This window comes from Streptomyces endophytica (assembly GCF_026153355.1).
Classification (GTDB): Bacteria; Actinomycetota; Actinomycetes; order Streptomycetales; family Streptomycetaceae; genus Streptomyces; species Streptomyces endophytica.
In genome coordinates this window covers 2,409,500-2,433,726 of sequence record NZ_CP110636.1, presented here as the reverse complement: position 1 = coordinate 2,433,726, position 24,227 = coordinate 2,409,500, and the positions used below count along the sequence as shown (strand labels likewise).

Annotated in this window: 14 protein-coding genes and 6 pseudogenes; 4 read left to right on the top strand and 16 right to left on the bottom strand. The window is 71.0% G+C overall.

Annotated elements, in window-relative coordinates; translation table 11 throughout:
* Positions 1 to 263 precede the first annotated feature (263 nt).
* Positions 264 to 1,466 (bottom strand): FAD-dependent oxidoreductase, encoded by a 1,203-nt coding sequence (locus OJ254_RS10965; protein WP_265362186.1) that lies wholly within the window; start codon positions 1,464 to 1,466, stop codon positions 264 to 266.
* Positions 1,463 to 2,814 (bottom strand): annotated as a pseudogene (locus tag OJ254_RS10960) (carboxylate--amine ligase). Before OJ254_RS10960 ends, OJ254_RS10965 begins: the two are co-directional and overlap by 4 nt.
* 485 nt (positions 2,815 to 3,299) lie before the next feature.
* Here OJ254_RS10960 and fahA point away from each other — a divergent pair.
* The 3 genes from fahA (at position 3,300) to OJ254_RS10945 (ending at position 5,881) form a co-directional block, all read left to right on the top strand.
* Positions 3,300 to 4,526, top strand: coding sequence for a fumarylacetoacetase (gene fahA, locus OJ254_RS10955; RefSeq protein ID WP_265362185.1), 1,227 nt, complete (start codon positions 3,300 to 3,302; stop codon positions 4,524 to 4,526).
* The gene (locus tag OJ254_RS10950; protein WP_265362184.1) at positions 4,523 to 5,164 is read left to right on the top strand and encodes a GOLPH3/VPS74 family protein; all 642 of its coding nucleotides are present in this window, start codon (positions 4,523 to 4,525) and stop codon (positions 5,162 to 5,164) included. The genes fahA and OJ254_RS10950 overlap by 4 nt, the downstream gene beginning before the upstream one ends.
* A gap of 231 nt (positions 5,165 to 5,395) precedes the next feature.
* Positions 5,396 to 5,881: a hypothetical protein gene (locus OJ254_RS10945; RefSeq protein WP_265362183.1), complete on the top strand. Its 486-nt coding sequence runs from the start codon at positions 5,396 to 5,398 to the stop codon at positions 5,879 to 5,881.
* A 252-nt stretch (positions 5,882 to 6,133) separates the two neighbouring features.
* On the opposite strand, the gene nuoN is transcribed toward OJ254_RS10945, so the two are convergent.
* From nuoN to OJ254_RS10875, 14 genes and pseudogenes are all read right to left on the bottom strand, one after another.
* Positions 6,134 to 7,786: an NADH-quinone oxidoreductase subunit NuoN gene (nuoN, locus tag OJ254_RS10940; protein WP_261957006.1), complete on the bottom strand. Its 1,653-nt coding sequence runs from the start codon at positions 7,784 to 7,786 to the stop codon at positions 6,134 to 6,136.
* Complete coding sequence (locus OJ254_RS10935; protein WP_265362182.1) at positions 7,783 to 9,441, bottom strand: NADH-quinone oxidoreductase subunit M; 1,659 nt, start codon at positions 9,439 to 9,441, stop codon at positions 7,783 to 7,785. Before OJ254_RS10935 ends, nuoN begins: the two co-directional genes overlap by 4 nt.
* Before the next feature lie 3 nt (positions 9,442 to 9,444).
* Positions 9,445 to 11,391, bottom strand: a complete 1,947-nt coding sequence (gene nuoL / locus OJ254_RS10930) for an NADH-quinone oxidoreductase subunit L (RefSeq protein WP_265362181.1) — start codon at positions 11,389 to 11,391, stop codon at positions 9,445 to 9,447.
* Between the two features lie 13 nt (positions 11,392 to 11,404).
* On the bottom strand, positions 11,405 to 11,704 hold the full coding sequence (nuoK, locus tag OJ254_RS10925) for an NADH-quinone oxidoreductase subunit NuoK (RefSeq protein ID WP_030283548.1): 300 nt from the start codon (positions 11,702 to 11,704) through the stop codon (positions 11,405 to 11,407).
* Positions 11,701 to 12,564: an NADH-quinone oxidoreductase subunit J gene (locus OJ254_RS10920; protein WP_265362180.1), complete on the bottom strand. Its 864-nt coding sequence runs from the start codon at positions 12,562 to 12,564 to the stop codon at positions 11,701 to 11,703. Before OJ254_RS10920 ends, nuoK begins: the two co-directional genes overlap by 4 nt.
* Positions 12,561 to 13,178, bottom strand: a complete 618-nt coding sequence (nuoI, locus tag OJ254_RS10915; RefSeq protein ID WP_265362179.1) for an NADH-quinone oxidoreductase subunit NuoI — start codon at positions 13,176 to 13,178, stop codon at positions 12,561 to 12,563. Before nuoI ends, OJ254_RS10920 begins: the two co-directional genes overlap by 4 nt.
* On the bottom strand, positions 13,171 to 14,559 hold the full coding sequence (gene nuoH / locus OJ254_RS10910) for an NADH-quinone oxidoreductase subunit NuoH (protein WP_265362178.1): 1,389 nt from the start codon (positions 14,557 to 14,559) through the stop codon (positions 13,171 to 13,173). The genes nuoI and nuoH overlap by 8 nt, the downstream gene beginning before the upstream one ends.
* Positions 14,556 to 17,111: an NADH-quinone oxidoreductase subunit G gene (locus OJ254_RS10905; protein WP_265362177.1), complete on the bottom strand. Its 2,556-nt coding sequence runs from the start codon at positions 17,109 to 17,111 to the stop codon at positions 14,556 to 14,558. The genes nuoH and OJ254_RS10905 overlap by 4 nt, the downstream gene beginning before the upstream one ends.
* Positions 17,108 to 18,490, bottom strand: coding sequence for an NADH-quinone oxidoreductase subunit NuoF (gene nuoF / locus OJ254_RS10900; RefSeq protein ID WP_265362176.1), 1,383 nt, complete (start codon positions 18,488 to 18,490; stop codon positions 17,108 to 17,110). Before nuoF ends, OJ254_RS10905 begins: the two co-directional genes overlap by 4 nt.
* Positions 18,491 to 18,494: 4 nt before the next feature.
* Positions 18,495 to 19,412 (bottom strand): annotated as a pseudogene (gene nuoE / locus OJ254_RS10895) (NADH-quinone oxidoreductase subunit NuoE); the annotation flags it as partial.
* Positions 19,413 to 19,462: 50 nt separating this feature from the next.
* Positions 19,463 to 20,763: pseudogene (locus OJ254_RS10890) on the bottom strand (NADH-quinone oxidoreductase subunit D); the annotation flags it as partial.
* A 73-nt stretch (positions 20,764 to 20,836) separates the two neighbouring features.
* A pseudogene (locus OJ254_RS10885) lies at positions 20,837 to 21,612 on the bottom strand (NADH-quinone oxidoreductase subunit C).
* The gene (locus OJ254_RS10880) at positions 21,609 to 22,163 is read right to left on the bottom strand and encodes a NuoB/complex I 20 kDa subunit family protein (RefSeq protein ID WP_265362175.1); all 555 of its coding nucleotides are present in this window, start codon (positions 22,161 to 22,163) and stop codon (positions 21,609 to 21,611) included. The pseudogene OJ254_RS10885 and the gene OJ254_RS10880 overlap by 4 nt, the downstream one beginning before the upstream one ends.
* 9 nt (positions 22,164 to 22,172) lie before the next feature.
* Positions 22,173 to 22,531 (bottom strand): annotated as a pseudogene (locus OJ254_RS10875) (NADH-quinone oxidoreductase subunit A).
* A 742-nt stretch (positions 22,532 to 23,273) separates the two neighbouring features.
* Between OJ254_RS10875 and OJ254_RS10870 the strand changes: the two are divergent.
* Positions 23,274 to 24,064, top strand: a pseudogene (locus OJ254_RS10870) (C40 family peptidase).
* The last annotated feature ends 163 nt before the right edge of the window (positions 24,065 to 24,227 follow it).

Sequence of the window (24,227 nt, the reverse complement as noted above, 5' to 3'; positions counted from 1 at the left end):
CACCATGAGCGCCCGCCCCCCGAACCGCCCGGGAAGCACAGCAACCCCCGACCCGACACCTTGTTGATCACCGTTGATCACGTTTTGGCGCGGCTTTGACATCGGAGTACCGGCCCGGCGGAGGCCGACAGAACCCCGTAAACCCCAGCAGACACAGGGGCCACCGAGGAGCCGGATATCCACCCGGACCACACGCACTTCAGCCATCTTCGCGACCCGCGCACCGCACCGGCGACGCGACGCCGCCGGCCTCCCACGGACCGTCAGCCGTATGCCCGCGCCACCGCCCTGGCCAGCCGCGGCCCGGCGAAGGCCGTCCCGCACACGAAGCGCATCACCGGGCCGAACGACGCGGCGGCCGGCAGCCCCGTGAAGTACAGCCCCGGTACCGACGAACCGAACCCGGCGTCCAGAAGAGGACCGCCGGCCCGCGCGACAACCCCGGTGCGCAGCCCCGGCCCGAGGAAGTCCAGCGCCGCCAGGTCCATCCGGTAGCCGGTCGCCGCCAGCACATGGTCCGCGGCCAGCTCACCCCCGTGCCCGTCGGCGCCCCGCAGCGCCAGTACGGGGCGGCCGTCGCGGACCGTGGCCCGTACGATCCGCCGCCCCTGCGTGACCTGTACCCGCCCGGTGAACCGGTCCCGGAGCCACCACGCGCCGAGCGGACCGAGCACCCGCCGCACCAGGGCGCGCCGCACCGGCGGCGGCAGGAACCGGAACGCCCCGGCGTGGTGCGTCAGCGCGTACAGCGACCAGGCGTTGCCGAACGGCGAGGCGGGCCGCAGCCGCGGCTGGCGGTCCGGCGGCGCCCCGAAGCCCACCGCGGCGGGCCCGCGCGCCACGACCCGCACGGACGCCGCGCCCGCCTCGGCGAGCAGGACCGCGCTCTCCAGCGCCGACTGACCGGCACCGACCACGACCACCTCCCGGCCGGCCAGCGCCGCCAGGTCGTGGTGCTGGGAGCTGTGCGAGACCGGGCCAGTGGCGGACGGCCCGTCCGGGACCGCGGCGGCCAGCCGGCGGGGCAGATGCGCCAGCCCGCTCAGCCCGGTGGCGACGACCACGGCCCGGGCGCCCACCTGTTCACCGCTGTCCAGCTTGAGCTCGAAACCGTCCGCCCGCCTGTCCACCGACACCACCCGGACCTGCTCCACATCGGGCAGCAGCCGCCGCTGCACCCACCGCCCGTAACGGACGAACGTCCCGACGGGCAGCAGGTCCCAGTCCGACTCGTACCGCGGCTCGCCCGCCGCGGCGCAGTAGTCGGCGAGGGTGTGGCCCTCCAGGGGGACGTCGATGCCGGACGCCGCGGGCGTCGATTTCAGCAGCATGCCCGCGGGCATCTGCTCCTGCCAGCTGGCCATCGGGCGGCCGAAGACCCGCACCGGCACGCCCTGCGCCCGCAGATGGGTCGCCGCCGACAGACCGTAGGGACCGGCCCCGATGACCGCTACCGGAGTGCTCACTGCGGTTCCTCCCCTTGCCTCGGTGGTGCCTCGCGCCCAGGTGGTGCCTCGTGCTTCGGGGGTGGCTGGTGCTTCGGTGATGGCGCCTCGCGCCCCAGGGGCGGGGTGGCCGCCCGGCGGGCCGCCCGGTGCAGCTGCCACAGATGCCGGGCGCCCGGCACGGCGGACCGCGCCAGCATGGTGAGGAACGGCAGCGGATCGTCGGCGGCGAACCACGCCGTCTCGGTCCCGCGCCGGCGCGCCGGTACGTGCGGCCCACGGCCACCGCCGCGCCCGTAGGCGAAACGGGCCGGCAGATCGACGTTCTCGACGACGAAGCGGCGCCCCGCCCGCTGGACGCCCCGGGAACGACGCGCCCCGTGAGGTGCAGATGCTGGGCGCGGACGACATCGACGCCCGCCGTGGTTTCGAACAGCCGGAACTGCGCGCCCATACGGGGGTTGAAGTCCAGCAGCTTGTACCGGCCGTCGCGCCGGTCGAACCGCCAGTCCAGGTCGGCGGTCCCGGAGAACCCGATCCGGCGGGCGAACCGCGCGGCCTGCCGCGCCAGTTCGGGATTGTCGACCACCCACGCGCAGGCCGTCATGCCCGCGTGCGGCGGCCACGAGCGCACCTTGACCCCGGTGAACAGTGCCAGCGGCGCGCCGTCCGCCGCGAAGCAGGCGTGCACGATCCAGTCCTCGGCCTGCTCCCGCGGCAGGTACTCCTGCAGGACCACGGCGGGCCGCGGGCCCCAGTCCCGGGCCAGATCCAGCAGGTGCTCCGGCCCCGCGATCCGGGTGGTGCCGGCGACCGCGGGCCGGCTGCGCCGGACGAACGCCTCCCGGTTCTTCGCCACCACGGGGAACCGCGCCCGCCCGGCGTACGCTTCGACGTCCGCGTACGACGCGGGGAAGACGGCGGCCGGTGACGGGACGCCGTGCGCGGCGCACAGTTCGTGCAGCCCCTGTTTGCTGGCCAGCCGCCGCGGCAGGCCAGGTGCCGGACGGGGGAACAGAAACGATCCGGCGAGCGCTTCGGCATGCTCGGCGATCAGCACCGCTGCCTCGTCGTCGGTGGGCAGCAGCACCGCCGGCCGGCCGATCCGGCGCCCGATCCGCAGCAGCCCGGCGACCAGCCGCTCCGGCTCCTCGCGGCCCGTGGTCGGCCAGACGAAGCGGCCGCACAGATAGCGGGAGGCCGCGGCCGGCGTGAAACGGTCCTCCGTCACCGCGTACATGGGGACGCCCAGCCGCCCCAGACTGCGGATGGCACCCACACCGCCGTGATGCAGGGGGTACGCCCCGATCTTCACGATCAGGCCCGGAACGCTCCGGTCGACCGCGAGCCGTGCGCCACTGCGAGCCACGTGTCCCCCCTCGGAACGGTCCCGCCCCGGCCCGTGCCAGCACAGGAAGTTAGGCCCGAATTGCGCAGTGCGGCAAGGCTTTTCAGGACATTGCCAGGACTTGGGGCGTGCGGCATCGAGTGCCCGCCCGCCGCCCCGCCCCGCCCCGCGCCGTTCACTCCCCCACCGGCCCGACGCGCCGTGCCGCCCCGCCTTGTCCCCCTCCCCTCCGACTCGGGCCGGTCCCGCGCCCCCGCCGTCGCCCTCCCCGCGCCGTCCGCCACCCCGGCATGCCCACGGGGCCGTCCGAGGGGCCTTCCCGAGCCGTACGCGGGCCGTTCCCGTCCCGCCGTTCACCGCGCCGACCACGCCTTTCGGAAGTTATCCACAGGCTCCTTCGCCGCGACGCCCCCAGCCGTACTCTGATCACCGAGCCACCGGCCCGGGGCCCCTCGCCCCGGCCGGCCCGGCCGCTCACCGGCGACGACGAACGCGAGGAGCTGTCCATGCCCGAGCAGAGCCCGTTCGACCTGGCGGAAGGCGACCCCTTCGGCCCGCACAACCTCCCCTACGGCGTCTTCAGCACCACCGACGCACCCGGACAACACCGGATCGGCGTCCGCTACGGCAGTCACGTCCTCGACCTGAGCGCACTGCCCAGCGCCCTGCCCGCCGCCATCCACCCGCACGCCGAGCTGCTCACCGCACCCACCCTCAACCCGCTGCTGGCGGCCGGCCGGCCCGTATGGCAGCAGATCCGCGCGGCCGTCCACAGCGCGGTCACCGACCCCGCGCACCGCGACGAGGTCGCCCCGCTGCTCCACCCGCTCGCCGAGGTCACCCTGCACCTCCCCTTCGAGGTCGCCGACTACGTCGACTTCTACTCCAGCGAGCACCACGCCACGAACGTCGGCCGGATCTTCCGCCCCAACGGCGCGGCCCTGCCGCCCAACTGGAAGCATCTGCCGATCGGTTACCACGGCCGCGCGGGCACCGTCGTCGCCACCGGCACCCCGGTCGTCCGGCCCAACGGGCAGCACAAGACCGCCACGGACGACGCCCCCGTCTTCGGCCCGTCCACCCGCCTCGACATCGAGGCCGAGATCGGCTTCGTCGTCGGCACCCCCTCGGCCCTCCACGAGCCCGTCGGCCTCGACACCTTCCGCGACCACGTCTTCGGCGTCTGCCTCGTCAACGACTGGTCCGCCCGCGACATCCAGGCCTGGGAGTACATGCCGCTCGGCCCGTTCCTGGGCAAGTCCTTCGCCACCTCCGTCTCCGCCTGGATCACCCCGCTCGACGCCCTCGACCACGCCCGTACGCCCCCGCCCACCCGCGACCACCCGCTGCTGCCCTACCTCGACGACGCAGGCGTGGAACCGGGCGGCATCGACATCCGTATCGAGGTGCGGATCAATGACGAGACGATCTCCCGCCCGCCCTTCTCCGCCATGTACTGGACCGCCGCCCAGCAGCTGGCCCATATGACCGTCAACGGCGCCTCGCTGCGCACCGGTGATCTGTTCGCCTCCGGCACGGTCTCCGGCCCGGAACCCGACCAGCTCGGCTGCCTGCTCGAACTCACCCAGGGCAAGGGCCCGTACCTCCAGGACGGCGACGAGGTCACCCTCACCGCCTGGGCGCCCGGCCCGGACGGCGCCCGGATCGGTCTGGGCGAGGTCACCGGCCGCATCCTGCCCGCGCCCACGGTCCCGGCCCGCGACGCGACATGACCGGCACCCCGCTCAGCCTCCCCGAGGAACTGCTCCTCCTCGGCCTCGACCCGGTGCGCGGCCGCCCCCTGACCAACCCGAAGTACCTGCACTACGGGCTGGCCGGCGCGGCGCTGGCGGACCTGGAGGCGGCCGGGCGGATCACCGTGGAGCGCGGCGACCGGATCACGGTGATCAATCCGCTGCCGCTCGGCAACGCGATAGGGGACGGCACGCTGGCGGCACTGCCCGCCCCGGCCAAGGGCGGCAAGGGCGTCAAGGCGCACCGCTGGGTACACGGCGCCGGCCGGCCCCTGCAGGAGCTGTGCCTGCGCGTGCTGGAGAAGCGCGGCGCGCTGCGCAGGGAGACCCACCGGGCGCTGGGCCTGTTCCCGTACGAACGGTTCCCCGTGGGGCCGGTGGACCTCACCGGTCCGGCCCGGGCCCGCTTCACGGCAGCCGTCGAGGCCGGGCTGCCCGGGTGGCGTGACCGGCTGCTGGCCGCGCAGGTGGCGGCCTGCGACCTGGACGCCAGGCTCCTGCCCGGCGCAGCCGGACGCCCGCACCGGCGTGCCCTGCGCGGCCTGGTCAAGGAGTGCTGGACGTCCCGCGCCGTCCACCACGCCGTACAGCAGGACAAGAGCGCGGCGGGGGGTTAGGGGGGGGGTGGGGCGGGGGGGGAGGGGGAGCCCCCCCGAGGAAGAGAGAAGCCGCCCCGCCCCCACCCACCACCCCCCACTGCCCACCCCGCCTCCACCCCACCCCCGCCCTACGTCACAGCCCCACACCAACTGCGTACCGACGTTGATGCAAGAGCGATGACGGGGCGGACGGTGGGGCGGGGGCGCTGTTAGCCTCACGGTCCCTGACCCACAACGGAGGAGACGTACGTGCGCAAGGCAGCACAGATCGCCGGGGCGGCAGCCATCGCCGCGATGCTGCTCAGCGGTTGCGGAAGCAGCGGCGACAACGGCAGCGACAGCAAGCCGAGCAAGACGCCGGAGGCTCCGACGTCGACTCCGGGTGGCGCGGACAAGCCCGCGAGCCCCAAGGCGGTCGAGGGTGCCTGGAAGGCCGGTACGGACAGCAGCCCGCTGATCCTGGTGATCACCAAGGGCACGGTCGCGTTCAGCAACGGCCACAAGTCCGCGTGTCTGGGCAAGGTCCAGGAGATGGCCGGGATGACCATGGCCGCCCTCAAGTGCACCGACGGGGACACCACCCGCACCATGGGCACGCTCAAGGCTGGTTCGGACGGCAAGACCCTGACCGTCGACTGGAAGAACGGCCCCACCGAGAAGTACACCAAGACCAGCGACGGCAGCGTGAAGATCCCCGACATGCCCGAGCTGCCGAGCGGGATGCCCAAGAGCTGACCGCCGGGCCCGCCGGACCGACCACTGGACGGTCGGCCGGGCCTTGCACGGCGAACGGCCGCCGTCCGGAACCCCCCGAGGGTTCCGGACGGCGGCCGTTGCCGCACGCGGCGATGCGATGCGCCACGCACCCATCCGCGGCACCGGTCGCGGCACCGGTCCCGGTCGCGGCACCGGTCCCGGTCGCGGCACCGGTCCCGGTCGGCCGGGCCGAGGCCGGCCTCCCGCCGTTCAGCGCACGAAGACTCCCGTTCAGCGCACGAAGACTCCCGCATGCCCTGCCAGGTCCAGGAAGTACTGCGGCGCCAGGCCCAGAACCAGGGTGGCGGTGACGCCAATGGCGATGGCCGTGGAGGTCAGCGGGCTGGGCACCGCCACGGTCGGGCCTTCGGCCTTGGGCTCGTTGAAGAACATCAGGACGATGACGCGGATGTAGAAGAACGCGGCGATGGCGGAGGAGATCACACCGACGACCACCAGCCAGCCCGCGCCGCTCTGCGCGGCCGCCTTGAAGACCGCGAACTTCCCGGCGAAACCGGAGGTCAGCGGGATGCCGGCGAAGGCCAGCAGGAACACCGCGAAGACCGCGGCGACCAGCGGCGAACGCCGGCCGAGGCCGGCCCACTTGGACAGCTGGGTGGCCTCACCGCCCGCGTCCCGCACCAGCGTGACGACGGCGAACGCGCCGAGCGTCACGAAGGAGTAGGCACCCAGGTAGAACAGCACCGAGGAGACGCCGTCCTTACTGGTGGCGATGACACCGGCGAGGATGAACCCGGCGTGCGCGATGGAGGAGTACGCCAGCAGCCGCTTGATGTCGGTCTGGGTGATGGCGACGATCGCGCCACCCAGCATCGTGATGATCGCGACGCCCCACATCACCGGCCGCCAGTCCCAGCGCATGCCGGGCAGGACGACGTACAGCACCCGCAGCAGCGCACCGAACGCGGCGACCTTGGTGGCGGCCGCCATGAAGCCGGTGACCGGTGTCGGGGCGCCTTGGTAGACGTCCGGGGTCCACATGTGGAACGGGACCGCGCCGACCTTGAACAGCAGGCCCATCAGCACCAGCGCACCGCCGATCAGCAGCAGTGCGTCGTTGCTCATCGTGCCGGCCAGGGCGGGGTCGATCTGCTTGGCGCCGTCCGAGACGACCTCGGCGATCCCGGCGTACGTCACCGTGCCCGCGTAGCCGTAGAGCAGGGCGACGCCGAACAGGAGGAAGGCGGAGGAGAACGCGCCGAGGAGGAAGTACTTGAGCGCGGATTCCTGCGACAGCAGCCGCTGGCGGCGGGCCAGTGCGCACAGGATGTACAGCGGGAGGGAGAAGACCTCCAGCGCGACGAAGAGCGTCAGCAGGTCGTTGGCCGCCGGGAAGATCAGCATGCCGCCGACCGCGAAGAGCAGGATCGGGAAGACCTCGGTGGTGGTGAACCCGGCCTTGACGGCGGCCTGTTCGGCGGCGCCGCCGGGGACGGCCGCGGGCTGGGCGGCGAAGGAGTCGACGTGTTTGCCGTGTGCCGCCGGGTCGAGCCGGCGCTCGGCGAAGGTGAAGACGGCGATCAGGGAGACCAGCAGAATCGTGCCCTGGAGGAACAGCGCGGGGCCGTCGACGGCGACGGCGCCCATCGCGGCGACATGGGCCTTGGACGAGCCGAATCCGGCGGCCGCCAGGCCGATCACCGCGGCGAACGCGGCGGCCAGCGCCACCAGGGACAGCAGCAGCTGGGAGTAGTAGCGGCTGCGGCGTGGGACGAAGGCCTCGATCATGATGCCGAGCACCGCGGCACCGAGGACGATCAGGGTGGGCGAGAGCTGGGCGTACTCGATGTGCGGCCCCGGGATCTTGCCCGGTGCTCCGGCCGCCGCTGTCCACAGGCTGTGGACACTTGCCACGGAACTCATTTCGCGGCCTCCACATCTTGATCACTCGCGGCGTGACCGGCCCGGCCGCTGCCGGGCACGGCGTTCACCTGCACAGTGGGCTTGGGGTCCTTCTTGTCCACGACGGACAGGGTGTGCTCGACCGCCGGGTTGACGAGGTCGGTGAGCGGTTTGGGGTACACGCCGAGGAAGAGCAGCAGCGCGATCAGCGGCGCGACCACCACCAGTTCCCGGACCCGCAGATCGGGCATGGCGCTGACCTCGCTCTTCACCGGCCCGGTCATCGTCCGCTGGTAGAGGACGAGGACGTAGAGCGCGGCGAGGACGATGCCGAGGGTGGCGATGACGCCGATGACCGGGTAGCGGCTGAACGTGCCGACCAGGACGAGGAATTCGCTGACGAACGGGGCCAGGCCGGGCAGGGAGAGGGTGGCCAGGCCGCCGATCAGGAAGGTGCCGGCGAGCACCGGGGCGACCTTCTGGACGCCGCCGTAATCCGCGATGAGCCGGGAGCCGCGGCGGCTGATGAGGAAGCCGGCGACCAGCATCAGGGCGGCGGTCGAGATGCCGTGGTTGACCATGTACAGGGTGGCGCCGCCCTGGCCCTGGGACGTCATGGCGAAGATGCCCAGGATGATGAAGCCGAAGTGGGAGATCGAGGCGTAGGCGATCAGCCGCTTGATGTCCCGCTGGGCGACCGCGAGCAGGGCGCCGTAGACGATGCTGATCAGGGCGAGGACCAGGATGACCGGGGTCGCCCAGCTGCTGGCCTCCGGGAAGAGCTGGAGGCAGAAGCGGAGCATGGCGAAGGTGCCGACCTTGTCGACCACGGCGGTGATCAGGACGGCGACGGGGGCGGTCGATTCGCCCATGGCGCCGGGCAGCCAGGTGTGCAGCGGCCAGAGCGGGGCCTTGACGGCGAAGGCGAAGAAGAAGCCGAGGAACAGCAGGCGTTCGGTGGTGGTGCCGATGTCCAGCTGCCCGGCCGCGCGGGCCTCGACGATCTGTGTCAGGGAGAAGGTGCCGGTGCCGAGCTGGTCGGCGGTGACGGCGTACAGCCCGATGACCGCGGCCAGCATGATCAGTCCGCCGGCGAGGTTGTAGAGCAGGAACTTCACCGCGGCCTGCGACCTGCGGTCCGCGGAGCGCTCCTCGCCGTCGGCGCCGGCGCGGTCCCCGAAGCCTCCGATGAGGAAGTACATCGGGATCAGCATGGCTTCGAAGAAGATGTAGAAGAGGAAGACGTCGGTGGCCTCGAAGGAGATCACCACCATCGCCTCGACGGCGAGGATCAGGGCGAAGAAGCCCTGGGTGGGCCGCCAGCGCCGGTTGGGGGTGGCTTCCTCCAGGGGGTCGGCGTCATGCCAGCCGGCCAGGATGACGAACGGGATGAGCAGGGCGGTGAGCGCGATCAGGGCGACCGCGATGCCGTCCACGCCGAGTTCGTAGCGGACGCCGAAGTCGCTGATCCAGGCGTGCGATTCGGTGAGCTGGAAGGGGCCCTTGGCGGTGGGGTCGAAGCGGAACGCGACGACGAGGGCCAGCGCGAAGGTGAGCAGGGAGAAGAGCAGCGCGAGCCATTTGGCCACGGTGCGCTTGGCGGCGGGCAGCGCGGCGGTGGCGATCGCGCCGATCGCCGGTACCACGGCCGTCGCCGTCAGCAGGGGAAACGACATGGCTCAGACACCCCTCATCAGCAGGGTCGCGGCGACGAGTACGGCGGCCCCGCCCAGCATCTGGACCGCGTAGGAGCGGACGAAGCCGCTCTGCAACTGGCGGAGCAGGCCGGAGAGTCCGCCCATGGAGGCGGCCGTGCCGTTGACCGCGCCGTCCACCAGGGTGTGGTCGAGCTGGACGAGGGTGGTGGTCAGGTGGCCGCCGCCGCGGACGAAGACGATGTGGTTGAAGTCGTCCTGGAGGAGGTCGCGGCGGGCGGCGCGGGTGAGCAGCGAGCCGCGGGGGGCGAGCGACGGGACCGGCCGGCGGCCGTACATCAGCCAGGCGACGCCGACCCCGAGGAGGAGGACGGCGATGGTGGCGGCGGTGACGGTCGTGGCGCTGACCGGGGAGTGGCCGTGTGCGAAGGACGTGACGGGCTCCAGCCACTTCACGAAGGCCTCGTTGAGGCTGAACAGACCGCCGGCGAAGACCGATCCGATGGCCAGCACGACCATGGGGAGGGTCATGACCTTCGGCGACTCGTGCGGATGCGGCGGGGTGTACTCGCCGCCTGTTTCGGCGGCGGGTTCGACGGAGGGCCGGTCCGGTGAGGGGGTGGGGGCGTTGCGCCAGCGCTCCTCGCCGAAGAACGTCATCAGCATCACGCGGGTCATGTAGAACGCGGTGATCGCGGCGCCCAGGAGGGCCGCGCCGCCGAGGATCCAGCCTTCGGTGCCACCCTTGGCGAACGCCGCCTCGATGATCTTGTCCTTGGAGAAGAAGCCGGACAGGCCGGGGAAGCCGATGATCGCGAGATAGCCGAGGCCGAAGGTGATGAAGGTGACCGGCATGTACTTCCGCAGGCCGCCGTAACGGCGCATGTCGACCTCGTCGTTCATGCCGTGCATCACCGAGCCGGCGCCGAGGAAGAGGCCCGCCTTGAAGAAGCCGTGGGTGACCAGGTGCATGATCGCGAAGGCGTAGCCGATCGGGCCCAGGCCGGCGGCCAGGATCATGTAGCCGATCTGCGACATCGTCGAGCCGGCCAGGGCCTTCTTGATGTCGTCCTTGGCGCAACCGACGATCGCACCGAAGAGGAGGGTGACCGCGCCGACCGCGACGACGGCGGTCTGGGCGTCCGGTGCGGCGTTGAAGATCGCACCGGAGCGGGTGATCAGATACACGCCGGCGGTGACCATCGTGGCGGCGTGGATCAGGGCGGAGACCGGGGTGGGGCCCTCCATGGCGTCCCCGAGCCAGGACTGCAGCGGTACCTGGGCCGACTTGCCGCAGGCGGCCAGCAGCAGCATCAGCCCGATGGCGGTGAGCTTGCCCTCGGAGGTGGCGCCGGTGGACGCGAGCACCGGGCCGAACGCGAACGTCCCGAACGTCGTGAACATCAGCATGATCGCGATGGACAGGCCCATGTCGCCGACGCGGTTGACCAGGAACGCCTTCTTGGCGGCGGTGGCCGCACTCGGCTTGTGCTGCCAGAACCCGATGAGGAGGTACGAGGCGAGGCCGACGCCCTCCCAGCCGACGTACAGCAGGAGGTAGTTGTCGGCGAGGACGAGCAGCAGCATCGCCGCGAGGAAGAGGTTGAGGTAGCCGAAGAAGCGGCGGCGCCGTTCGTCGTGCTCCATGTAGCCGATCGAGTAGACGTGGATCAGTGAGCCGACGCCGGTGATCAGCAGGACGAAGGTCATGGACAGCTGGTCGAGCTGGAAGGCGACGTCGGCGCGGAAGCCGCCGACCGGGATCCAGCTGAACAGGTGCTGGTGCAGCGCCCGGTGGTCGGCGCTCCTGCCGAGCATGTCGGCGAAGAGCGCCACCCCGACGGCGAAGGACGCCGCCGCGAAGAGGGTGCCGATCCAGTGGCCGGTGCGGTCGAGCCGTTTTCCGCCGCACAGCAGCAGGGCCGCACCGACCAGCGGTGCCGCGACGAGCAGCGCGATCAAGTTCTCCACTTTGGGCGACCCCTTACAGCTTCATCAGGCTGGCGTCGTCGACCGAGGCCGTATGACGGGTGCGGAAGATCGTCACGATGATCGCCAGGCCGACCACGACCTCGGCCGCGGCGACGACCATCGTGAAGAAGGCGATGATCTGGCCGTCCAGATTCCCGTGCAGGCGGGAGAAGGTGACGAAGGCGAGGTTGCAGGCGTTGAGCATCAGCTCGATGCACATGAACACCACGATGGCGTTCCGCCTGATCAGCACCCCGGCCGCGCCGATGGTGAACAGCAGGGCGGCGAGATAGAGGTAGTAGACCGGGTTCATTTCTTGGCGCCCTCCTTGTGCTCCTTCGGCGATGCGCCACCGGACGGCGGGGCTTCGGGCTCCTCGCCGGAGCCGCGGCCCAGCCAGTCCTCGGAGCGCCGTTCCAGCGCCTTCAGGTCGGCGAGCGACTCGCGGGAGACGTCCCGGATCTGGCCGCGGGCGCGCAGCGTCGGGTTGACGGTCAGCTCGGACGGGGTGCCGTCGGGCAGCAGGCCGGGGATGTCCACGGCGTTGTGCCGGGCGTAGACGCCGGGGGCGGGCAGCGGCGGCACCTGCTTGCCCTCGCGGACCCGGGCCTCGGACTGCTCGCGCTGGGTCCTGGCGCGCTCGGTGCGCTCCCGGTGGGTGAGCACCATCGCGCCGACGGCCGCGGTGATCAGCAGGGCGCCGGTGATCTCGAAGGCGAAGACGTACTTGGTGAAGATGAGCGCGGCCAGGCCCTGGACGTTGCCGCCGGCGTTGGCCTCGCCGAGGCCGTTGAACTCCTTGAGGGAGGCGTTGCCGATGCCGGCGATCAGCAGGATGCCGAAGCCGAGGCCCAGTCCGGCGGCGAGCCAGCGCTGGCCCTTGAGCGTCTCCTTGAGGGAGTCCGCGGCGGTGACGCCGACCAGCATGACGACGAACAGGAACAGCATCATGATCGCGCCGGTGTAGACGACGATCTGCACGACGCCGAGGAAGTACGCGCCGTTGGCGAGGTAGAAGACCGCCAGGACGATCATGGTGCCGGCGAGCGACAGGGCGCTGTGCACGGCCCGCTTCATCAGGATCGTGCAGAGGGCGCCGACGACGGCGACGGTGCCCAGGAGCCAGAACTGCACGGCCTCGCCGGTGGAGGCCGCGGCGGCGAGGGAGATCATCGCTCGGTCACCTCCCGCGCGGCGGGCTCCTGCGGGCCGGTCGTGGCGGCGGCCTCCTGGGGCTGCTCGCCCTTGGACACCGCGACCTGCCGGACCGTCCCCGGGGCGGCCTCGGTCACCAGGCCGTTGTAGTAGTCCTTCTCCGTCATGCCGGGGTGGATGGCATGCGGCGTGTCGACCATCGTGTCCTCCAGGCCGGCGAGCAGCTCCTCCTTGGTGTAGATGAGCGAGGCGCGGGACCGGTCGGCGAGTTCGTACTCATTGGTCATGGTCAGTGCGCGGGTGGGGCAGGCCTCCACGCACAGGCCGCACAGGATGCAGCGCAGGTAGTTGATCTGGTAGACGCGGCCGTAGCGCTCGCCCGGGGAGTAGCGCTCCTCGTCGGTGTTGTCCGCGCCCTCGACGTAGATCGCGTCGGCCGGGCAGGCCCAGGCGCACAGCTCGCAGCCGATGCACTTCTCCAGCCCGTCGGGGTGCCGGTTGAGCTGATGGCGGCCGTGGAAGCGCGGCGCCGTCGGCTTCTTCTCCTCCGGGTACTGCTCGGTCAGCCGCTTCTTGAACATGGCCTTGAAGGTCACGCCGAAGCCGGCCACGGGGTTCTGGAACTCAGGCACCGTCGCCCCCCTTTCCGTCGGTTTCGTTTCCGTCACTGACAGTGTCCACCCGACCACTGACAATCAACTCGCGCTGATGGCGCGGGCGTCGGCGCGGCACCGGCGGCAGGCTCTGCCCGGGCAGCGGCGGCACCGGGAACCCGCCGGCCATCGGATCGAACGCCCCCTCGCCGTCCGGCTCCTCCTCCTTCTCGCCGCGCCGGAAGAAGTCCACGAGCAGCGAGATCAGCAGCAGCGCGACCGCGCCGCCGGCGACGTAGAGCACGATCTGGGAGAAGTTGTAGCCCTCGTTCTTCAGCGCGCGGACGCTGGCGACGAGCAGCAGCCAGACCAGCGAGACCGGGATGAGGACCTTCCAGCCCAGCTTCATCAGCTGGTCGTAGCGCACCCGGGGGAGCGTGCCGCGCAGCCAGATGAAGAAGAACAGCAGCAGCTGCACCTTGATCGTGAACCACAGCATCGGCCACCAGCCGTGGTTGGCGCCCTCCCAGAACGCCGAGATCGGGTACGGGGCCCGCCAGCCGCCGAGGAAGAGGGTGGTCGCGACCGCCGAGACCGTCACCATGTTGACGTACTCGGCGAGCATGAACATCGCGAACTTGATGGACGAGTACTCGGTATTGAAGCCGCCGACGAGGTCGCCCTCGGACTCCGGCATGTCGAACGGCGCCCGGTTGGTCTCCCCCACCATCGTCGCGATGTAGATGAGGAACGACACCGGCAGCAGCAGGATGTACCACCTGTTCTGCTGCGACTCCACGATGGTCGACGTCGACATCGACCCGGAGTACAGGAAGACCGAGGCGAAAGCGGCGCCCATCGCGATCTCGTACGAGATCATCTGCGCGCACGAGCGGAGACCGCCCAGCAGCGGGTACGTCGAGCCGGAGGACCAGCCCGCCAGCACGATGCCGTAGATGCCCACCGAGGCGGTGGCCAGGATGTAGAGGATGCCGATCGGCAGGTCGGTCAGCTGCATCGGGGTGCGGTGGCCGAAGATCGAGATCTCGTTGTCGGCCGGGCCGAACGGGACCACCGCGATCGCCATGAACGCCGGGATGGCCGCCACGATCGGCGCGAGGACGTAGACCAGCTTGTCGGCCCGCCGGACGACCAGGTCCTCCTTCAGCATCAGCTTGATGCCGTCGGCGAGCGACTGGAGCATGCCCCAGGGCCCGTGCCGGTTGGGGCCGATGCGCAACTGCATCCAGGCGACGACCTTGCGCTCCCACACGATGGAGAACAGCACCGTCAGCATCAGGAACGCGAAGCAGAAGACCGCCTTGATGACGACCAGCCACCACGGGTCGCGGCCGAACATCGACAGGTCCTCCTGGGCCAGCGCGGTCTGCGCGGCGGCCAGTTGACCGAGCTGCATCATGCGTCCACCTCCTTGGCCGGCTCCGGCGTGCCCGGGGCGGCGGAGATCCTCACCAGTTCGCCGGGGCGCGCACCGGTGTCGGCGGCGACGCCCCCGCCCGTGGAGTTGAGCGGCAGCCACACCACCCGGTCGGGCATCGGCGTGACCTGCAGCGGCAGCCGCACCGAGCCGGCCGGCCCGCTGACCGCCAGCACGTCGCCGTCCTTGACGCCGGTCTCGGCGGCGGTGGTCTCCGACAGCCGGGCGACGGCGGCGTGCCGGGTGCCGGCCAGCGCCTCGTCGCCTTCCTGGAGGACGCCCTGGTCCAGCAGCAGCCGGTGCCCGGCGAGCACCGCCTCGCCGGTGCCGGGCCGGGGCAGCGGCCGCCCGGTCTCCAGCGGGTCGCCCGCGTACGGGCCGTCCCAGTTGCCGAGCCGGGTCAGTTCGCGGCGTACGGAGGCGACGTCCGGCAGCGCCAGGTGGACGTCGAGGGCATCGGCGAGCATGTGCAGCACCCGGGAGTCCGGCAGCAGATGGCGGCGGGTCATCTGGTCGGGCTTGAGCGCGGCCTCGAACAGCCGGGCCCGGCCCTCCCAGTTGAGGAACGTTCCGGCCTTCTCCACCACGGCCGCCACCGGGAGGACCACATCGGCCCGCTCGGTGACCTGGGAGGGCCGCAGCTCCAGGCTGACCAGGAACCCGACCTCGTCCAGGGCGGTCAGCGCCCGGGCCGGGTCCGGCAGGTCGGCGACCTCGACGCCGGCCACCAGCAGCGCGCTCAGCTCACCGGTCGCCGCGGCCTCGATGATCTGGCCGGTGTCCCGGCCGTGCCGGTGCGGCAGCGCGGCCACGCCCCAGGCGGCGGCGACCTCGTCGCGGGCCCGCGGGTCGGTGGCCGGCCGGCCGCCGGGCAGCAGACCGGGCAGCGCGCCCGCCTCCACCGCGCCGCGTTCGCCCGCCCGCCGCGGGATCCACACCAGTTGCGCGCCGGTCGCGGCGGCGGCGCGCACCGCGGCGGTCAGCGCACCCGGCACCGCCGCCAGCCGCTCACCGACGACGATCACCGCGCCGTCCGTGCGCAGCGCCTCGGCCGCGGCGTGCCCCTCGCCGTCCAGGCCCGCCCGTCGCCCGCCCTCGCCCTCCGCGGGAAGGCTCTCCGCGCCCGCTGCCTCGTTGCCGGCCAGCGCGTCCAGCCATTCCGTTTCGGTGCCGGGCGCGGCCGGCAGCAGCGTCCCGCCGGCCTTGATCAGCCCTCGGGAGGCGTAGGCGGCGAGGCCGAAGGTGCGCTGCCCGTATGTGCGGTGGGCCTTGCGCAGCCGCAGGAAGACGCCGGGCGCCTCCTCCTCCGCCTCGATGCCCGCCAGCAGCACGGCCGGCGCCTTCTCCAGGGCGGCGTACGTGACCCCGCCGCCCCCGAGGTCACGGCCGCGGCCGGCGACCCGGGCGGCCAGGAAGTCCGCCTCCTCGGCGCTGTGCGCCCGGGCCCGGAAGTCGATGTCGTTGGTGTGCAGCGCGATCCGGGCGAACTTGGCGTACGCGTAGGCGTCCTCGACGGTGAGCCGGCCGCCGGTCAGCACACCGGTGCGGCCCTTCGCCGCGGCCAGCCCGCGGGCCGCCGCCTCGAGGGCCATCGGCCAGCTCGCCGGCTCCAGTTCCCCGGACTCCGCATTGCGCACCAACGGGTGCTCCAGCCGGTCACGCTGCTGCGCGTACCGGAAGGCGAAGCGCCCCTTGTCGCAGATCCACTCCTCGTTGACCTCCGGGTCGTTCGCCGCCAGCCGCCGCATGACCTTGCCGCGCCGGTGGTCGGTGCGGGTCGCGCAGCCGCCCGCGCAGTGCTCGCACACCGACGGCGACGACACCAGGTCGAAGGGGCGGGAGCGGAAGCGGTAGGCGGCCGAGGTGAGCGCGCCGACCGGGCAGATCTGGATGGTGTTGCCGGAGAAGTACGACTGGAAGGGCTCGCCCTCCCCGGTGCCGACCTGCTGGAGCGCGCCGCGCTCAACCAGCTCGATCATCGGGTCGCCGGCGATCTGGTTGCTGAAGCGGGTGCAGCGCGCGCACAGCACGCACCGCTCGCGGTCCAGCAGCACCTGGGTGGAGATCGGCACCGGCTTGGCGAACGTGCGCTTCTTCCCCTCGAAGCGCGAGTCCGGGTCACCGACCTGCATGGCCTGGTTCTGCAGCGGGCACTCGCCGCCCTTGTCGCAGACCGGGCAGTCCAGCGGGTGGTTGATCAGCAGCAGCTCCATCACGCCGCGCTGCGCCTTCTCGGCCACCGGGGACGTCAGCTGCGACTTGACGACCATGCCGTCGGTGCAGGTGATCGTGCAGGACGCCATCGGCTTGCGCTGGCCCTCGACCTCCACGATGCACTGCCGGCAGGCGCCCGCGGGGTCCAGCAGCGGGTGGTCGCAGAAGCGCGGGATCTCGATGCCGAGGAGTTCGGCGGCGCGGATGACCAGCGTCCCCTTGGGGACGGAGATCTCGATGCCGTCGATCGTCAGGGTGACGAGGTCCTCCGGGGGGACCGCGGCGGAGCCGCTGCTCGACCCCGTAGTGGTGACGGTCATGCATTCACCCCCAGGTGAGCGTCGTTGTCGGCCCACAGGGTCGACTTGGCGGGGTCGAACGGGCAGCCCTTGCCGGTGATGTGCTGCTCGTACTCCTCGCGGAAGTACTGGAGCGAGGAGAAGATCGGCGAGGCGGCGCCGTCGCCGAGCGCGCAGAACGACTTGCCGTTGATGTTGTCGGCGATGTCGGCGATCTTGTCGAGGTCGGCCATCCGGGCACGGCCCGCCTCGATGTCGCGCAGCAACTGCACCAGCCAGTACGTCCCTTCACGGCAGGGCGTGCACTTGCCGCAGGACTCGTGCGCGTAGAACTCGGTCCAGCGGGTGACCGCCCGCACCACGCAGGTGGTCTCGTCGAAGCACTGCAGCGCCTTGGTGCCGAGCATCGAGCCGGCCGCGCCGACGCCCTCGTAGTCGAGGGGGACGTCGAGGTGCTCGTCGGTGAACATCGGCGTGGAGGAACCGCCGGGCGTCCAGAACTTCAGCCGGTGGCCGCGGCGCATCCCGCCGCTCATGTCGAGCAGCTGGCGCAGCGTGATGCCCAACGGGGCTTCGTACTGGCCCGGGTTGGCGACGTGGCCGCTGAGCGAGTAGAGCGTGAAGCCCGGGGACTTCTCGCTACCCATCGACCTGAACCAGTCCTTTCCTCTGGTGAGGATCGCGGGAACAGAGGCGATGGATTCGACGTTGTTGACGACAGTGGGGCAGGCGTAGAGGCCGGCCACCGCAGGGAAGGGAGGACGCAGCCGGGGCTGTCCGCGACGGCCCTCCAGGGAATCCAGCAGCGCGGTTTCCTCACCGCAGATGTACGCGCCGGCGCCCGCGTGCACGATCACGTCCAGGTCGAGTCCCGACCCCAGGATGTTCTTTCCGAGGAAGCCCGCCGCGTAGGCCTCGCGCACGGCTTCGTGCAGCCGGCGCAGCACGGGTACGACCTCACCGCGCAGATAGATGAAGGCGTGGTGCGCACGGATCGCGTGACAGGCGATCACGATCCCTTCGATGAGGGCATGCGGGTTCGCGAAGAGGAGGGGGATGTCCTTGCAGGTCCCCGGCTCCGATTCGTCGGCGTTGACAACGAGATAGTGCGGTTTGCCGTCGCCCTGCGGAATGAACTGCCATTTCATTCCGGTGGGGAAGCCCGCGCCGCCGCGGCCGCGCAGACCGGAGTCCTTGACGTAGGCGATGACGTCGTCGGGGGACATCGCGAGCGCCTTGCGCAGGCCCTCGTAGCCCTCGTGCCGGCGGTAGGTCTCCAGCGTCCAGGACTCGGGCTGGTCCCAGAAGGCGGACAGGACGGGCACGAGGAGCTTCTCGGGGCTGGCCTCTCCCCCGGCCGGTGGCCGGGAGGAGCCCCCGTGTTCGGCTGCCACGGTCATCACTCCCCTCCTTAGCGGTGGGCCCGGACGTATCGTCGCTGCGGGGCGGAGCCCCTCCGTCCGGGGAGGTGGCGGGAGACGGGTGGGCCTGGTCGGAGGCCGAGGTTTCCTGCGGGGCGTCGTGGGAGCTGGGGTGTCCCGCGGGTGCCTGCTCGCCGGGGTGGCCGCCGGGGGGTTCGCCGGCGGTGCCCTCCTCAGGGTGCCCGCCCTCGCCGGCGCGGGGCGACACGACGTGATCGGCGCCGGCGCCGCGGCCGGGCGCGGCCTCGCCCTTGGCCAGGCGGAGCCCGATCAGCGAGGCGGGTCCGGCGCTCCCGGTGGCGGCGGTGGCGCCCGGCCGCTCGTCGGGGAATCCGGCGAGGATGCGGGCGGTCTCCCGGAAGGTGCACAGCGGTGCGCCGCGGGTGGGTTCGACGGTCCGGCCGGCCCGCAGGTCGTCGACGAGCTGCCGGGCGGACTCCGGCGTCTGGTTGTCGAAGAACTCCCAGTTGACCATCACGACGGGCGCGAAGTCGCAGGCGGCGTTGCACTCGATGTGTTCGAGGGTGACGGCGCCGTCCTCGGTGGTCTCGCCGTTGCCGACGCCGAGGTGCTCCTGGAGCTCCTCGAAGATGGCGTCGCCGCCCATCACCGCGCAGAGCGTGTTGGTGCAGACCCCGACCTGGTAGTCGCCGCCGGCCTTGCGCCGGTACATGGAGTAGAAGGTCGCCACGGCGGTGACCTCGGCGGTGGTGAGGTCCAGCAGCTCCGCGCAGAAGCGGATGCCGGTGCGGGTGACGTGCCCGTCCTCGGCCTGGACGAGGTGCAGCAGCGGCAGCAGCGCCGAGCGCGGGCCGGGGTAGCGGGCGATCACCTCCTTGGCGTCCGCCGCCAGCCGGGCCCGGACGTCGGCCGGGTAGTCGGGGGCGGGGAGCGCGGGCATCCCCAGGCTGGTGGGGCTTGCGGGGGCTCCCTGCGGAGAAGACGCAGTGGTCACCGGTCGACGCCTCCCATCACGGGGTCGATGGACGCGACGGCGACGATGACGTCGGCGACCTGGCCGCCTTCGCACATCGCCGCCATGGCCTGCAGGTTGGTGAAGGACGGGTCGCGGAAGTGCACCCGGTAGGGGCGGGTGCCGCCGTCGCTGACCGCGTGCACGCCCAGCTCGCCCTTGGGTGACTCGACGGCCGCGTAGGCCTGCCCGGGCGGGACCCGGAAGCCCTCGGTCACGAGCTTGAAGTGGTGGATCAGGGCCTCCATCGAGGTGCCCATGATCTTCTTGATGTGGTCGAGGGAGTTGCCCAGGCCGTCCGGGCCGAGCGCCAGCTGGGCGGGCCAGGCGATCTTCTTGTCCGCGACCATCACCGGCCCGGGTTCGAGCCGGTCCAGGCACTGCTCGATGATCCGCAGCGACTGCCGCATCTCCTCCAGCCGGATCAGGAACCGCCCGTAGGCGTCGCAGGTGTCGGCGGTCGGGATGTCGAACTCGTAGTCCTCGTAACCGCAGTACGGCTGTGTCTTGCGCAGGTCGTGCGGCAGGCCGGCGGAGCGGACGATGGGTCCGGTGGCGCCGGTGGCCATGCAGCCGGCCAGGTCGAGGTAGCCGATGCCCTCCATGCGGCCCTTGAAGACCGGGTTGCCGGTGGCGAGCTTGTCGTACTCGGGGAGGTTCTTGCGCATCTTCTTGACGAAGGCGCGCACCTGGTCGACGGCGCCCGGGGGCAGGTCCTGGGCCAGGCCGCCGGGCCGGATGTAGGCGTGGTTCATCCGCAGGCCGGTGATCAGCTCGTAGATGTCGAGGATCAGCTCGCGGTCCCGGAAGCCGTAGATCATGATCGTGGTGGCGCCCAGCTCCATGCCGCCGGTGGCGATGCACACCAGGTGGGAGGAGAGCCGGTTGAGTTCCATCAGCATCACGCGGACGACCGAGGCCCGGTCGGGGATGTCGTCGGTGATGCCGAGCAGCTTCTCCACGGCCAGGCAGTAGGCCGTCTCGTTGAAGAAGGGGTGAGGTAATCCATCCTCGTGACGAAGGTGGTGCCCTGCGTCCAGGTCCGGTATTCGAGGTTCTTCTCGATGCCGGTGTGGAGGTAGCCGATGCCGCAGCGGGCCTCGGTGACGGTCTCCCCGTCGATCTCCAGGATCAGCCGGAGCACGCCGTGCGTGGACGGGTGCTGCGGTCCCATGTTGACGATGATCCGCTCGTCGTCGGACTTCGCCGCGGACGCCGCGATCTCGTCCCAGTCGCCGCCGGTGACGTTGTAGACGGTGCCCTCGGTGGTCTCCCGGGCGAGCGACTCGGTCGTGTCGAAGTCGCTGGACGTGCGGTGCCCGTTCGGGAGTGGGAGTGCGGTGCAGTAGTCATCAGCTGTACGACCTCCGCTGGTCGGGAGCCGGGATCTGGGCGCCCTTGTACTCGACGGGGATGCCGCCGAGCGGGTAGTCCTTGCGTTGCGGGAAGCCCTGCCAGTCGTCCGGCATCATGATCCGGGTCAGCGCGGGATGGCCGTCGAAGACCAGGCCGAAGAAGTCGTAGGTCTCGCGCTCGTGCCAGTCGTTGGTCGGGTAGACCGCGACGAGCGAGGGGATGTGCGGGTCCGCGTCCGGCGCGGAGACCTCCAGCCGGATCAGCCGGTTGTGGGTGATCGAGCGCAGGTGGTAGACGGCGTGCAGCTCGCGGCCCTTGTCGCCGGGGAAGTGGACGCCGCTGACGCCGGTACACAGCTCGAAGCGGAGCGCCGGGTCGTCGCGCAGGATCCGGGCGACCGCCGGGAGGTACTCCCGCTCGATGTGGAAGGTCAGCTCGCCGCGGTCGACGACGGTCTTCGGGATGACGTTCTCGGGGACCAGCCCCTGTTCGTCGAGGGCGCCCTCCAGTTCGTCGGCGATCTCGTCGAAGTCGCCGTACGCGCCCTGGGCGCCGGGCCGCCGTACGGCCGGGAGGTCGCGCCGGGCAGCCGGACGGTGCGGACCAGGCCGCCGTAGCCGCTGGTGTCGCCGCCGTTGTCGGCGCCGAACATCCCGCGGCGGGTGGCGATCACCTCGCCGGTGTCGTCGCGCTGCGCCGGGACGGCCTCGTCGTGGGCGTCGTTGCCGCGCGGCTCGTCGTCCGGACGCTCGGGGTTCTTCTGCTCACTCACCGCAGCAGCCCCTTCATCTCGATCAGCGGGAGCGCCTTGAGCGCCGCTTCCTCGGCCTCGCGGGCGGCCTGCTGCTGATTGACCCCGAGCTTGGTGTGCTGGATCTTTTCGTGGAGCTTGAGGATGGCGTCCATCAGCATTTCGGGGCGGCGCGGGCAGCCCGGGAGATAGATGTCGACGGGCACGATGTGGTCGACGCCCTGCACGATCGCGTAGTTGTTGAACATGCCGCCCGAGGAGGCGCAAACCCCCATGGAGATCACCCACTTCGGGTTCGGCATCTGGTCGTAGACCTGCCGCAGCACGGGGGCCATCTTCTGGCTGACCCGGCCGGCCACGATCATCAGGTCCGCCTGCCGCGGGGAGCCGCGGAAGACCTCCATGCCGAAGCGGGCCAGGTCGTAGCGGCCGGCGCCGGTCGTCATCATCTCGATGGCGCAGCAGGCCAGCCCGAAGGTCGCCGGGAAGACCGATGACTTGCGTACCCAGCCCGCGGCCTGTTCGACGGTGGTCAGCAGAAAGCCGCTGGGCAGCTTCTCTTCAAGTCCCATGGGTGGCCCCTAGTCCCATTCCAGGCCGCCACGACGCCAGACATAGGCGTAGGCGACGAAGACGGTGAGCGCGAAGAGGAGCATCTCGACGAGCCCGAACAGTCCCAGGGCATCGAAGGTGACGGCCCAGGGATAGAGGAAGACGATCTCGATGTCGAAGACGATGAAGAGCATCGCCGTCAGGTAGTACTTGATCGGGAAGCGACCGCCACCGGACGGTTGTGGCGTCGGCTCGATCCGCATTCGTACGCCTCGAGCTTGGCCCGGTTGTAGCGCCTGGGCCCGATGAGCGCGGCCATGACGACGGAGAAGATCGCAAAGCCTGCCCCGAGGGCTCCTAGTACGAGGATGGGCGCGTAAGCGTTCACCGTCCCCGCTCCTTCAGTCGACGATGACTGGGGCGGTCCGCCCGGGCCCTTCGCCGCCCCTCGGAGATCGTGCACATGTGAGGCAGTTCACAAGCCCGAACCGCCTGCATCTTATGCCTGCTGGTCTGTGATCTGCGACACGGGGGTGAACAACGCCTTGTGATCTTCACCACCGGGCGAAGGATCATGAAGCCGGATGAGCGGTGATCTTCATACGTGAAGCGCGCGAGTGATCACGAGAGGTGACATTCACACGGGTTACCGCTGGTCAGCCCCGGTTGGCCAATATCAAGTGGTGCCCGCCCAAGGCAAATTGGCATCGGCCCGCCTCAACTGATATAAGCGCGCCGCCTCGTGGCCGTGACCCGCCCGTGACTTCACCGTGATCGTCGGCGCGTGCCCGCATTCACGAAGTCGGACCGCCATCGGGTCACGGGGGCATAACGGGCCGGATCACGGGAACATAACGGACACTCAAGAGTGACCTATCCCACGCTATTTCGCGCAGTAAGTCCTTGACGCCTGGGAAGCCTTGGCGTGGCGCGTGGGAAGTGGTAAGCCGCCTCCGCGCCCCTACGGACCCTCAAATGCCGTGCGTAGGAACATGATCGCGAAATTCGGACATCGCGCCGGCGGAACGCCGGGCGGCAATAAGTCCCTTTTTATTCGTCGCGTACACGTCAAGTGTGGCGGACTGCACTCTTGTTGGCAGCAACCAGCGGCTCCTGATAGCCGTTGGGCCATGTCCCCGAACGCACTCATACCCAGCCACCGGAAGCCCCGCCGCCTTTCCGCGTCCTCCGGGCGCTGCGCGCGGGTGTGACCGGTGGCTTCCTCACCCTCGCGGTGACCGGCGCGACCGTGCCGGCCAACGCCGCGGGAAAAGCCCGTCTCCGAGACCCAGGAGATGCCGACGATCACGACGGCGCTGGCAACCAGCGCCGCCCAGAGCGCCGACACCGCCGAGCAGGTCGCGTTCAACTACGAGCGCCAGGCGCTCCAGGACAGTGCCTTCTCCAAGGCCGCCAAGGCAGCGGAGAAGCACAAGGCCGAGGCCGTGAAGAAGGCCAAGGCCGAGGCGAAGAAGAAGGCCGAGGAAGCCCGCAAGGCCAAGGAGGCCGCCCAGGCCGGGCCTCGCGCTCCGCCGAGCGGACCACCCTGTCCGCGCCGTCCACCGGCACCGGCTCCACCGCCACCCTCGTCTCCTTCCTCAAGGCCAGCTGGGCAAGGCGTACGTCCTGGGAGCCAGCGGCCCCTCCTCGTACGACTGCTCCGGCCTCACCCAGGCCGCCTTCAGCCAGATCGGCATCGACCTGCCGCGCGTGTCGCAGGACCAGTCGACGCAGGGCACCCAGGTCGGCCTCGACAACCTCCAGGTCGGCGACATCCTCTACTGGGGCAGCGCCGGCAGCGCCTACCACGTCGCCGTCTACGTCGGCGACGGCAAGTTCATCGGCGCCCAGAACCCGCACCGGCATCGTCGAGCGCCCGCTCAGCTACGACATGCCGACCGGCGCGGTGCGCGTCCTGTAGGACCCCCGCCGGATCTTCGGCCCCCGCAGGGGCCGGCACGCACGAGGACCGCCTCTCCTTCGGGAGGGGCGGTCTTTTGCCCTGCAAGAGGGGCCGGTTGTCCGCAATTCGGGCCCGTCGTCCGTATCGCGCCGTCACCGCGGGGCGGTGTGCACCGTTGCAT